The organism is Methylobacterium sp. Leaf123, from assembly GCF_001423405.1.
Lineage (GTDB): Bacteria > Pseudomonadota > Alphaproteobacteria > Rhizobiales > Beijerinckiaceae > Methylobacterium.
Window position 1 is genome coordinate 209537 of record NZ_LMNS01000012.1, and the last position, 12227, is coordinate 221763.

General features: G+C 69.3%; 13 protein-coding genes. 11 read left to right on the plus strand and 2 right to left on the minus strand.

The window, feature by feature from the left end:
- Positions 1-28 precede the first annotated feature (28 nt).
- Positions 29-532 carry a pyridoxamine 5'-phosphate oxidase family protein gene (locus ASF53_RS10665; protein ID WP_056197742.1) on the minus strand — a complete coding sequence of 168 codons (504 nt, stop codon included), beginning with the start codon at positions 530-532 and terminating at the stop codon, positions 29-31.
- 171 nt (positions 533-703) lie between these two features.
- Here ASF53_RS10665 and ASF53_RS10670 point away from each other — a divergent pair, with 171 nt between their 5' ends.
- The 9 genes from ASF53_RS10670 (at position 704) to ASF53_RS10710 (ending at position 9103) form a co-directional block, all read left to right on the plus strand.
- A complete protein-coding gene (locus ASF53_RS10670) occupies positions 704-976 on the plus strand; it encodes a hypothetical protein (RefSeq protein ID WP_056197744.1) in 273 nt (90 codons plus the stop codon).
- A gap of 91 nt (positions 977-1067) precedes the next feature.
- Complete coding sequence (locus ASF53_RS10675; protein ID WP_056197746.1) at positions 1068-2195, plus strand: Mrp/NBP35 family ATP-binding protein; 1128 nt, start codon at positions 1068-1070, stop codon at positions 2193-2195.
- Positions 2192-2824, plus strand: a complete 633-nt coding sequence (gene mobA, locus ASF53_RS10680) for a molybdenum cofactor guanylyltransferase MobA (protein WP_286134319.1) — start codon at positions 2192-2194, stop codon at positions 2822-2824. The genes ASF53_RS10675 and mobA overlap by 4 nt, the downstream gene beginning before the upstream one ends.
- A 320-nt stretch (positions 2825-3144) precedes the next feature.
- Positions 3145-5880 carry a DNA gyrase subunit A gene (gyrA, locus tag ASF53_RS10685; RefSeq protein WP_056197748.1) on the plus strand — a complete coding sequence of 912 codons (2736 nt, stop codon included), beginning with the start codon at positions 3145-3147 and terminating at the stop codon, positions 5878-5880.
- A gap of 222 nt (positions 5881-6102) precedes the next feature.
- Positions 6103-6927: an outer membrane protein gene (locus tag ASF53_RS10690; protein WP_056197750.1), complete on the plus strand. Its 825-nt coding sequence runs from the start codon at positions 6103-6105 to the stop codon at positions 6925-6927.
- A 124-nt stretch (positions 6928-7051) separates the two neighbouring features.
- Positions 7052-7555, plus strand: coding sequence for a pantetheine-phosphate adenylyltransferase (gene coaD / locus ASF53_RS10695; protein WP_056197752.1), 504 nt, complete (start codon positions 7052-7054; stop codon positions 7553-7555).
- A 25-nt stretch (positions 7556-7580) separates the two neighbouring features.
- Positions 7581-8123 carry a peptidylprolyl isomerase gene (locus ASF53_RS10700; RefSeq protein WP_056197754.1) on the plus strand — a complete coding sequence of 181 codons (543 nt, stop codon included), beginning with the start codon at positions 7581-7583 and terminating at the stop codon, positions 8121-8123.
- Positions 8124-8191: 68 nt separating this feature from the next.
- A complete protein-coding gene (locus tag ASF53_RS10705; protein WP_056197756.1) occupies positions 8192-8638 on the plus strand; it encodes a UCP034077 family protein in 447 nt (148 codons plus the stop codon).
- A gap of 3 nt (positions 8639-8641) precedes the next feature.
- Positions 8642-9103: a peptidylprolyl isomerase gene (locus tag ASF53_RS10710; RefSeq protein WP_012255637.1), complete on the plus strand. Its 462-nt coding sequence runs from the start codon at positions 8642-8644 to the stop codon at positions 9101-9103.
- A gap of 66 nt (positions 9104-9169) precedes the next feature.
- Here ASF53_RS10710 and ASF53_RS10715 read toward each other — a convergent pair whose 3' ends face one another.
- On the minus strand, positions 9170-9574 hold the full coding sequence (locus ASF53_RS10715; protein WP_003604678.1) for a response regulator: 405 nt from the start codon (positions 9572-9574) through the stop codon (positions 9170-9172).
- Positions 9575-9968: 394 nt separating this feature from the next.
- Here ASF53_RS10715 and ASF53_RS10720 point away from each other — a divergent pair, with 394 nt between their 5' ends.
- Positions 9969-10730 carry an ImuA family protein gene (locus ASF53_RS10720; protein WP_056197759.1) on the plus strand — a complete coding sequence of 254 codons (762 nt, stop codon included), beginning with the start codon at positions 9969-9971 and terminating at the stop codon, positions 10728-10730.
- Positions 10645-12147, plus strand: coding sequence for a DUF6504 family protein (locus ASF53_RS10725; protein WP_056197761.1), 1503 nt, complete (start codon positions 10645-10647; stop codon positions 12145-12147). Before ASF53_RS10720 ends, ASF53_RS10725 begins: the two co-directional genes overlap by 86 nt.
- Positions 12148-12227: the final 80 nt, after the last annotated feature.

Sequence of the window (12227 nt, forward strand, 5' to 3'; positions counted from 1 at the left end):
GGCCGCGAGGCCCATGCCCGGATGAGACTCAGGCGAGGTCGACCTTCTTGGTCTCGGTCTTGGGGCTCTCGCCGGTGAGCGAGGCTTTCACGTAGCCGTAGAGGTGGACCATCGTGGAGGACGGGCTGTCCCAGTACTCGCCCTTCTCGGGATGGATGCGGATCAGGCCGACCTCGGGGTCGTCCTTGCCGTTGGGGAACCAGGTCTTGAGGCTCTCCTGCCACTTCTCGTCGATGAGCTTCTGGTCGCGGATCACCTCGGCCTTGCCGGCGATCGAGACGTAGGTCTGGCTCGACGGATCGGAATAGGAGAGGTTCACCTGATGATCGCGGCCGATCTCGGCGGTCTTCGGGCTGTGCAGCTTGGTGAAGAACCAAACGTCGCCGTTCTCGTCGATCTCGTTGTTCCACATCGGGCGGCTGTTGAGCGTCCCGTCCTGGTCGGCGGTGGTCAGCATCGCGACCTTGACGTCCTTGACCAGCTCGAAGAGCTTCTTCGCGCCCTCGTGGTCGCGATGGTTGCCCTGGTGCATGAGATCCGTACTCCGTCTGTCGTCAATGGCGTGAGCCGGGCAGGCTGAGGGGCCCTGTCGGTGAGAAGGCCCCGTCGAGGGTCCGCTGCCCGGCGATTGCCTCGACAACGGGCGAGTTCGATCTTGGTTCAGGGGGCGGACGAAGCTTTGCCGGAGAGTGGGGGGAATGGAATGAGGGTTGCGCTGCTGGCCCTGCTGCTGGTCGCCGCCGCTTGGCCGGCCTCTGCCGAGGTGCGCTTCGGCTCCGGCGTGCGCATCGGCGGCCACGAATTCTCGAACCGGCGCTACCGCAGCGTCCATATCGAGCGGGTGAAGCGGCTGCGTGGCCCCAACGGCTGCCGGCATGTGCGCCGCGGCGTCTATCGGCGCGGCGACGGCTCGATCGTGCGCGGGCCGATGGAAGAATGCAACTTGATCGCCATTCCGCCGGGACGGCGACGCTGAGAACACGGCGTGAAGGCTGGCGTTTGGCGCAAGGGTGGTTAGATGGTCGGAAGCGGGATGGCCCGCCCCGGCGCCCGATGGAGCTTGAGTTTTGGCGATCACGCGCGACGACGTGCTGAAGGCGCTCTCGACTGTCACGGTCGATCGCGGCGACACCACCCTGCCCGATTCCGGCCGCCTCTCGCAGGTGGTGATCGACCCCGGCAACCGGGTGATGTTCTCGATCCGAATCGATCCGAGCGAGGCCGAGCGGTTCGAGCCGGTGCGGCGCGAGGCGGAAGGCCGCGTGCTGGCCCTGTCCGGCGTGTCGAGCGTGCTCGCGAGCCTGACCTCGGAGCGGGCGCCCAACCCGCCGGCGCCCGGCGCGGCCCCGCGTCCACCGGCCGGCGCTCCCGGTGCCCCGCCGCGCCAGGGCAACGCGTTGCCGGGCGTGCGCCACATCGTGGCGGTGGCCTCGGGCAAGGGCGGCGTCGGCAAATCGACCACCGCCTGCAACCTCGCCCTCGGCTTGAGCGCGCAGGGCCTCAAGGTCGGCCTGCTCGATGCCGACATCTACGGTCCGTCGGTGCCCAAGCTTCTGGGGCTGTCCGGCAAGCCGCGGGTGATCGAGGGCAAGACCCTGGAGCCGCTCCAGGCCTACGGGCTGAAAGCCATGTCGATCGGCCTGCTGATCGAGCCGGAATCGGCGATGATCTGGCGCGGGCCGATGGTGCAGTCAGCCATCACCCAGATGCTGCGCGACGTGGCCTGGGGCGAACTCGACGTGCTCATCGTGGACATGCCCCCCGGCACCGGCGACGCGCAGCTCACCATGGCCCAGGCCACACCCCTGTCGGGCGCCGTCATCGTCTCGACGCCGCAGGATCTGGCGCTGATCGATGCGCGTCGCGGGGTGACGATGTTCCGCAAGGTCTCGGTGCCGATCCTCGGCGTGATCGAGAACATGGCGACCTTCATCTGCCCGAATTGCGGGGCGGCCTCGGCAATCTTCGGCCATGGCGGCGCCCGCCACGAGGCCGAGCGCCTGGAGGTGCCCTTCCTCGGCGAGATCCCGCTTACCATGGCGATCCGTGAGACCTCGGATGCCGGACGCCCCGTGGTCGCGACCGATCCGGACGGGCCGCAGGCCAAGATCTACCGCGAGATCGCTCAGAAGCTCTGGGCCAACCTCAGCGGCGCGCCGGCCGGCCGCGCGGCGCCGAAGATCGTCATCGAGTGAGTTCCGCTCCGGTCGCCGCGTCGGGTCTCTTGGGCCTGATCCTGGCCGGCGGCCTGTCGCGGCGGATGGGCGGGGGCGACAAGCCCCTGCGCCCGCTTGCCGGACGCACCCTCTTGGAGCGGGTCGCCGAGCGGCTCGGCCCGCAATGCGCGGGTGGGCTCGCGCTCAGCGCCAACGGCGATCCAGCCCGTTTCCGGGCGGTGTTCGCCGGAGCCGTCCTGCCCGACACCGTGCCGGACCATCCGGGGCCGCTCGCCGGCATCCTCGCCGGTCTGGAAGCCGCCGAAGGAGCCGGCCTGACCCACATCGTCAGCGTGCCGGGCGACGCGCCCTTCCTACCCCAGGATTTCGTGACCCGACTCGTGGCGGCCGCCGCGGCGGAGGGTAAGCCGATTGCGCTCGCGGCCTCGGGCGAGCGGCGCCACTTCACCAGCGCCCTCTGGCCGGTCGCCCTGCGCGCGGATCTGCGCGGCTGGCTCGTTGCGGGCGAGCGGCGCGTCGGCGGCTTCATCGAGCGGCACGGGGCAGCGGTGGCCTCCTGGCCGGTGGAGCCGGTGGACCCCTTCCTCAACCTCAACGCGCCGGAAGATCTGGCCGCGGCCGAGGCGCTTCTGGCGCGGCTTTCCTGAGCAGCCGGCAACGCACCGTTGGGAGGCGCGCGGATGTTGTGCAAGCCCCTCGGAATTCATATTTAAGTAACTGAGACGACGGCCTTTGGTCGGCCACGGCTATCCTGCCCCTCCCCTCATCCCGAGGTGCCGAAGCGCGAGCAAAGGCCTCGAAGGATCCTCCAGGGATCGCACGCGAACTGGAGGATCCTTCGAGGCCCGATTTCGCGGGCATCTCGGCGGGCATCTCGGGATGAGGGCGCGGGTGGGATCGGCCGCGGGACCGGGTCCGCGATGTTTCCGATTCCGGTCGGAACGAACAGTAGATCGAGAGAGCGACGTTGGCAGACGACAACGACCAACCCGGCGCCGGCACGCCCCCGCCCGCGACCGACATCAAGCCCGTCTCCATCACCGACGAGATGCGCCGATCCTACCTCGATTACGCGATGAGCGTGATCGTGAGCCGCGCGCTGCCCGATGCGCGCGACGGCCTCAAGCCGGTGCACCGGCGCATCCTGTTCGCGGCGCATGAGAGCGGGCACCTGCCCGAGCGCCGCTACGTCAAGTCGGCCCGCATCGTCGGCGACGTGATCGGTAAGTACCATCCGCACGGCGACCAATCGATCTACGACGCCTTGGTCCGCATGGCCCAGGACTTCTCGATGCGCCTGATGCTCATCGACGGGCAGGGCAATTTCGGCTCGGTCGACGGCGATCCGGCCGCGGCCATGCGCTACACCGAATCGCGCCTGGCCAAGCCCGCCAGCGCGCTCCTCTCGGACATCGACAAGAACACCGTCGATTTCCAGGCGAACTATGACGGGGAGCACGAGGAGCCGACCGTCCTGCCGGCCCGCTTCCCGAACCTGCTGGTCAACGGCGCGGGCGGCATCGCGGTGGGCATGGCCACCAACATCCCGCCGCACAATCTCGGCGAGCTGATCGACGCCTGCATCGCCCTCATCGACGATCAGAGCCTGACGATCGAGGCGCTCAACGAGATCGTGCCCGGTCCCGACTTCCCGACCGGCGGTCTCATCCTCGGCCGCGCGGGCACCCGGCAGGCCTACGCCACGGGCCGCGGCTCGATCATCATGCGGGCGAAGTCGCATGTCGAGGAGCTGCGCAAGGAGCGCGAGGCGCTGATCTTCACCGAGATCCCGTATCAGGTGAACAAGGCGACGCTGGTCGAGAAGATCGCCGAGCTCGTCAAGGAAAAGCGCGTCGAGGGCATCTCGGACCTGCGCGACGAATCCGACCGCGACGGCATGCGCATCGTCGTCGAGATCAAGCGCGACGCCATGGCCGAGGTCGTGCTGAACCAGCTCTACCGCTACACGCCGCTTCAATCCTCGTTCGGCTGCAACATGGTGGCGCTGAACGGCGGCCGCCCCGAGCTGATGAACCTGAAGGACCTGCTGCTGGCCTTCAACGACTTCCGTGAGGAGGTCGTCTCCCGGCGTACCAAGTTCCTGCTGAACAAGGCGCGCGAACGCGCCCACGTCTTGTGTGGTCTGGCCATCGCGGTCGCCAATATCGACGAGGTGATCCGCCTGATCCGCACCTCGCCGGACCCGAACACCGCCCGCGAGGCGTTGATGGCCCGCGACTGGCCGGCCCACGACATCGCCCCGCTGATCGCGCTGGTGGACGATCCGCGCTACCGGGTGGCCGAGGACGGCACCTACCGGCTCTCGGAGATCCAGGCCCGCGCGATCCTCGACCTGCGCCTGCAGCGCCTCACCGCCCTCGGCCGTGACGAGGTCGGCGACGAGTTGAAGAAGCTCGCCGACGAGATCGCCGATTATCTCGACATCCTGCGTTCGCGCGCCCGCATCCAGGCGATCGTGAAAACGGAACTGGCCGAGGTGCGCGCGCTCTTCGCCACCCCGCGCAAGACCGAGATCATCGATTCCGATTTCAGCGTCGAGGACGAGGATCTGATCGCCCGCGAGGACATGGTCGTGACCGTGTCCCATGCCGGCTACGTCAAGCGCGTGCCGCTCTCGACCTACCGGGCGCAGCGCCGCGGCGGTAAGGGCCGCTCCGGCATGGCGACCCGCGACGAGGATTTCGTCACCCGGCTGTTCGTGGCCAGCACCCATACGCCGGTGCTGTTCTTCTCCGACCAGGGCCAGGCCTACAAGGAGAAGGTCTGGCGCCTGCCGATGGCCGCGCCGAACGCCCGGGGCAAGGCGCTCGTCAACATTCTGCACCTGCAGAACGAGGGCGAACGTATTTCGACCATCATGCCGCTGCCCGAGGACGAGACGTCCTGGGATACGCTCGACGTGATGTTCGCCACCGCCTCCGGCAATGTCCGCCGCAACAAGCTGTCCGACTTCACCACCGTGAACCGCAACGGCAAGATCGCGATGAAGCTCGATCCGGGCGACCACATTGTCCATGTCGAGATCTGCCGGCCGGAGCAGAACGTGTTGCTCACCACCGCCCTCGGCCAGTGCATCCGCTTCCCCGTCGAGGATGTGCGCGTCTTCAAGGGCCGCGATTCGACCGGCGTGCGCGGGATCAACCTGGCCAAGGACGACAAGGTCATCTCGATGGCGATTCTCAACGCCTTCGACGCCTCCCCCGAGGAGCGGGCCGGCTATCTCAAGATGCGCCGGGCGGTGATCGGCGATGCGGGCGAGGCGGAGGCCGAGCCGGCCGAGGCCGAGGAGACCCCGGAGGCCACGGCGATCTCGCTGGAGCGCTATAACGAGATGGGCGCGGCGGAGCAGTTCGTGCTGACCCTGTCCGATCGCGGCTTCGGCAAACGCTCTTCGTCGTACGAGTACCGGACCTCGGGCCGCGGCGGCAAAGGCATCACCGCGATGCGGGTCAATGCCCGCAACGGCAACCTCGTCGCGTCCTTCCCCGTGGAGGCCTCGGACCAGATCATGCTGGTCACCAATGCCGGCCAGCTCATCCGCGTGCCGGTGGACGACATCCGCATCGTCGGCCGCGCCTCGCAGGGCGTGACGGTGTTCAACACCGACAAGGCCGAGCGTGTCGTCTCGGTGGAGCACATCGAGGGTGAGGATGAGAACGGCGACGGCGAAGAGGCCGTCTGATCGAAGGGGCGGCGGAGGGGGCGAAACGGGCCCCCTCCGCCGCCCGACACGCGGTGCCGATCAAAATTTTGTGATCAGGGATTATTTTCTGAATTACAGTATTCGGTACTAGTCATGATCGAGTGTTGGCTTCACAACATCAGTGTTGCGGTTATATCATAGTTTCCATGCCCAACCGTTGGTAGAGAAAGCGTGGCTTTCCTCACACCTTCGGTTCGAGCCTTGCGCACCTCCCTGACTCTCTCCAGCCTCGCGGGCATCCTTCTCTCCGGGACTGCGCTGGCCGCCGATCTGCCGCCCCGCGCCGCGGCGCCGCTCTTCACGCCGATCCCCGTTTTCGCGTGGACGGGCGCCTATTTCGGTCCCAACGGCGGCTACGCCTACACCGAGAGTGACACGCTGCGGACCACCGGCATCGGTGCGCTCCAGGCCAACGTGACCAACGACCTGCGCCGCGCCAACGTCGCTCTGCCGAAGGACGGGTTCAGCTTCGGTGGCCAGGCCGGCTACAACTTCCAGCTCACGCCGGGCACCGGCTTCGTCTTCGGCTTCGAGACCGACGCGCAGTACCTCGATCTGGCGCGCAGCCGCACCGAGACGATCTTCCGCCCCGCCATCAACCCGAACGTCCTGCGCAACGTCTACGCCGCCGATCTCGACTTCCTCGGCACCGTGCGCGGCCGTGTCGGCTACGCCTTCGACCGCGTCCTGGTCTACGGCACCGGCGGCTTCGCCTACGGCACCACCACGCTGGCCGCGGTCTTCCGCACGGGGACGCCGGTGACCTATGCCGGCTCCCGCTCCGGTCTCGAGACCGGCTACGCCTATGGCGGCGGCATCGAGTACGCGATCCCGGCCAATTCCTTCCTGGATCTCACCGGGTCCCTGCAGATGACGGTCAAGGCCGAGTATCTGCGCTACGACCTCGGCAGCCGCACGGTGCTGATCCCCAGCCGGGGCGGCCCCGGCGTCGGCTACAACATCGAATCCCGCACCGAGGGCGCTCTGGCCCGCGTCGGCCTGAACTTCGGGTTCGGCTCGTACTAAGCCGGCAGACCGGCGGAGCCTTCTTCCATCCCAGACCCATCTCGTTCGAGCGGGCGCCCTCCGGGGCGCCCGTTTCCGTTGGTGGCGGTTCCGTTTGTGGGGAAAATGCTCTAGGCCCGTTCCCGTGACGACCCGTACAGCGCTCTATGCCGGTTCCTTCGATCCGGTCACCAACGGCCATCTCGACGTGGTGCGACAGGCCTGCCGCCTCGTGCCGCGGCTGGTGCTGGCCATCGGCGTGCATCCGGGCAAGGCGCCGCTGTTCACCGCCGAGGAGCGCGCCAGCCTGCTGCGCGAGACCTGCGAACCGCTCGCGACGGCCGAGGGTGCCAGCCTCGAAGTCGTCACCTTCGACGATCTCGCCGTCACGGCCGCCCGGCGCTGCGGGGCGCGCCTGTTCATCCGGGGGCTGCGCGACGGCACCGACCTCGATTACGAGATGCAGCTTGCCGGAATGAACGGCGCGATGGCGCCCGAGGTCCAGACCGTGTTCCTGCCCGCCTCCACCGGCGTGCGCCCGATCACCGCGACCCTGGTGCGTCAGATCGCGGCGATGGGCGGTGACGTCTCCCCTTTCGTGCCGCCGGTCGTTGCCGCGCGGCTCGCCGCCCGCTTCGCCAAATCCTGATCCCCACTACGGAGCTTTAGACCGCATGAATCGCCGCCACGCCGTCCTCGGACTCGCCCTCTCCGCCATGCTCCTCGCCGCCCCGGCGCGGGCCGGCGAGAACACCGTGCTTCTCGAGACCAAGGACGGGCAGGTCACGATCGAGCTGCGCCCGGAGATCGCGCCCAAGCACGTCAAGCAGCTCAAGACGCTGATCGGTCAGGGCTTCTACGACGGCCTGAAGTTCCACCGCGTCATCGACGGCTTCATGGTCCAGACGGGCGATCCCAAGGGCAACGGCACCGGCGGCTCCACCCTGCCCAACATTCCCGCCGAGTTCTCCGCCGCGCCGTTCAAGCGCGGCACGGTCGGCATGGCCCGTTCGGGCAGCCCGAACTCGGCCAACTCGCAGTTCTTCATCTGCCTCGGCGACGCGGACTTCCTGAACAACAACTACACCGTCGTCGGCGTCGTCACCTCGGGCATGGACGTGGTCGACAAGATCAAGAAGGGCTCCAAGGCCGATAACGGCTCCGTGCAGAACCCCGACAAGATCGTGAAGATGACGCTCGCCGGAGGCGGCCAATAGCGGCCCGCCGGCCATCGCGCCGCGGGGTCTGCATCCTCGCGGCTTGCCTTGCCCCGATCGCCCCGATCATGGCGGGCGAGGCCGATGCGTTCGGCGGCCTTGAACCCTGGCGCACCCTGCCCCAAACCTTGCGGGGTACGCAGTATGTGCCGCGGCCCGCCGGTGACACGGCGGCGGCCCCGGCCGATACCCTGAAGGCGCTCTACCCGGCCCTCGCCGCCTGCTGGAAGGCGCCCGAAGGGCTCAGCCGGTTCGAGCGCGCGGAGATCACGGCGCGTCTCTCCCTGCGCCGGGACGGCTCGGTGATCGGCACGCCGCAGATCACCTTCGCCAAGACGCCGTTTGCGAACACGCCGGGCGATACCAGGGCCCGGGACATCCTGATTCGGGCGACGCTCGACGCGATCGCCCGCTGCACGCCGGTCCGGCTCACCCCGGCTCTCGGCGGAGCCATCGCGGGGCGCCCCCTGGCGCTGCGCTTCATCTACGACGGACCTAAAGGACAGGGAATTTAACTCATGGCAGAGACGAACGAGACCATCGTTCTGGAGACCACCAAGGGCCGCGTCGTCATCGCGCTGCGCGCCGACCTCGCCCCCAACCATGTCGAGCGGATCAAGACGCTGACGACCCAGGGCTTCTACGACGGCGTGCCGTTCCACCGCGTCATCGACGGCTTCATGGCCCAGACCGGCGACCCGACCGGCACCGGCTCGGGCGGTTCGGAGCTGCCCGACCTCAACGCCGAGTTCAACGCCGAGCCGCATGTGCGCGGCACCTGCTCCATGGCGCGCACCAACTTCCCGCACTCGGCGAACTCGCAGTTCTTCATCTGCTTTTCCGACGCGCGCTTCCTCGACCGTCAGTACACGGTGTGGGGCAAGGTGATCGAGGGGATGGAAGTGGTCGACACGATCAAGCGCGGCGAGCCCGTGCGCGATCCGGACCGGATCGTGAAGGCGACCGTCGCGGCGGCGTAAAGCCGTTTTCCCCTCTCCTCGCTTGCGGGGAGAGGGGCGTCTGATGTCGCGATGGATCCGGTCGGTCTAACCTTCCGGCGGCTCCCTGAGCCCCGCGGCCTCTTCGAGCCAGGTCAGGATTTCCGGGGCCCGCCAGGGCTTGGGCATGAAGGTCGCGGTGACGCGCAGATCGCTCGGCTGGTCGCCCGCATCGCCCGAAGTCAGCAGCAGGCGGATGCGCGGCCACGTCACGCCGATGATCCGCGCGAGTTCGAAGCCGCCGATCGTGCCCGGCGTGCGTACATCCGAGAACACCACGTCGATCCCGTCGCCCCGCTGATGCAGGATGTCGAGCGCGCGCTCGGCCGTCTCGGCCTCTATGACCTCGAAGCCCTTCTCCTCCAGCAGCTCGGCCGCGAGGTAGCGCTCGTCGGGTTCATCCTCGACGACGAGAATGACGGGCCGGCGGCCTGTGGGTCGTGCGTCACTCATGACTGGTCACTCATGACCCTGATAAATCTAGAGAGCTCGCGGGAAAAACGCAGACTGCGCATCCCACACGACATCCTCCGGCAAAGTCCCCGGCAGACAATACGATAGAACGGCGCGGGCAAACGTCTGTCGTTCAGGGGCAACAGCGCGCGGATTTGTTGCTCTCAAGTCGGGTCGGCATGCGGTTTTGCGTGAGATAAGCCGTCGCACCCGCTCTACGTGCAGGGCTTGATGGGCCGCTGACCCCACCGAACCGGGGTCAAGTGTGCGGTCGGAATAAAATCCGTATTTTCAACAGGGATGGCAACGCGAGAGCGGTTGACGGGTTACGGCTCAGGTGCGTTCACTGTTTGTTCTGAACAGTGTCCTCCCGAGCCCCTTCGAACCCGAGCCCATGCCCCCTCCCCGCTCCCCCGACGTGCCGACGCTCGCCGCGCTTCGCCGACTGACGGACCGCACCGGGGCCGGGAGCGAACCGGCGGATACGCGCACTCTACCCTTTGGGGTTCCAGGGCTCGACGCGGCGCTGCCCGGGGGCGGGTTGGGCCTCGGGGCGCTCCACCAGATCCATGAGGGTGGCCCGCGCGGGCGCTACGCCGCCACCGCCGTGCTGTTTGCCGGCGGCATCCTCGCCCGGCTCGACGGGCCGGTGCTGTGGTGCCTGCACAGCCGCGACCTGTTCGCGCCCGCCCTCGCCCGGGTCGGGCTGCATCCCGACCGGGTGGTCTATTGCGAGACCTGGCGCGATGCCGAGGTGCTGCCCGCCATGGAGGAGGGCCTGCGCCATCGCGGGCTGGCCGGCGTCGTCGGCGAATTGACCCGCATGACGCTCACCCCTTCCCGCCGGCTCCAGCTCGCGGCGGAGGGCTCGGGCGTCACCGCGCTCGTGGTGCACCGCCTCTGCGCGGGCTCGGCGGAAGAGCCCGAACCCAGCGCCGCGCGAACCCGCTGGCGGGTGGCGCCCGCCCCTTCGGAAGGAACGAACCGTCGAATGGGCCGGCCGCGCTGGCGGCTCGACTTGCAGCGCTGCCGTGGTGGGGCGCCGGGGGCTTGGATCGTGGAGGCTTGCGATGCGCAGGGTCGTCTCGCTGTACCTGCCGTCCTGGCCGACCGACCGGCTGCGCCGGAGCGGGTCCAGCACCGCGCCGCCGGATGAGCCGCTCGCCACCGTGGCCCAGGACGGGGCCCGGCGCCTGCTGGCCGGCGTGGATGCCGCCGCCCGCCGCCTCGGACTGCGGCCGGGCATGAGTGCGGCCCATGCCGGGGCACTGGTGCCGGGCCTGCACCTCGTTCCCGCCGATCCCGAGGCGGATGCGGCGGCCCTGGCGCGGCTCGGCCTGTGGTGCCAGCGCTACGCGCCGATCGTCGCCCTCGACCCGCCCGACGGGCTGCTGATCGACATCACCGGCGCCGCCCATCTCCATGGCGGCGAGGCGCCCCTACTCGCCGATCTCTCCGCCCGCCTTGAGCGGACGGGCATCACGGCGCGGCTCGCGCTCGCCGACACGCCGGGCTGCGCCTGGGGGCTGGCCCGCTTCGGCGAGGGGGGAATCGTCCCGTCCGGCGACGCGGCGCGGGTGCTGGCGCCCCTGCCGGTGGCGGCTTTGCGGCTCGGCTTCGAGGCCGTGCGGGCGCTTCAGGATGTCGGCCTCACCCGCATCGGCCAACTCGGCGACAAGCCGCGGGCGGCCTTGCGGCTGCGCTTCGGCGCCGAAATCCTGTTCCGGCTCGACCGGGCGCTCGGGCACGCGCCGGAGCCGCTGACGGCGCTGGCCGCACCGGAGACGCCGCGGGTGGCGTTGCGCTTTGCCGAGCCGGTCGGCGCCCGCGAGAGCCTGGAACGGGTCGCCGCCGACCTCTGCGTCCGGCTCGTGCCGGAGCTGGAGCGGCGCGGCCTCGGCGCGCGCCGGCTCGACCTCGTCTTCGCCCGCGTCGATCGCCTCGATCAGGCGATCCGGATCGGCACGGCGGGGCCGAGCCGCGACGCTAGGCACCTCGCCCGGCTGCTCGCCGAGCGTCTCGCCCTGATCGATCCCGGTTTCGGCATCGAGGAGGCGGTGCTCTCCGCCTCGCGGGTCGAGCCCCTGGCCGAGCGCCAGGATTCCCATCTCGCCGCTGGCCCGCAGGCGCCGGATCTCGCGGCCCTGGTCGATACCCTGCTGGTGCGCCTCGGCGCCGCCCGCGTCTATCGGCTGGCCCCCGTGGAGAGCGACCTGCCCGAGCGGGCGGTGCGCCGCGTGCCGGCTCTGGCCGCCCCCCTCGGCGCGCTCTGGCCCACGGACCTGCCGCGCCCGGCCCGCCTCCTGGCGCCGCCGGAGCCGGTCATGGCGATGGCCGAGATTCCCGACGCGCCGCCGCTCTTCTTCGTCTGGCGCAACACCCGCCATCTCATCGCGCGGGCCGACGGGCCGGAGCGCATTCTCGGCGAATGGTGGGTGGCGGACGCGGAGGCCGAGCTGACCCGCGATTATTACCGGGTCGAGACGGAGGCCGGCGAGCGCTTCTGGCTGTTCCGCGACGGACCGATGGAGGCGCAGGGGCGCTGGTGGCTGCACGGGCTCGGCGAGGCGTGACACCGACCCGCGATGATCCATCGCCGCTCGCCCCTGCGACGGCGGGGCGGCGGGCCTCCGCCGGACGCCTCGCGTCTGAC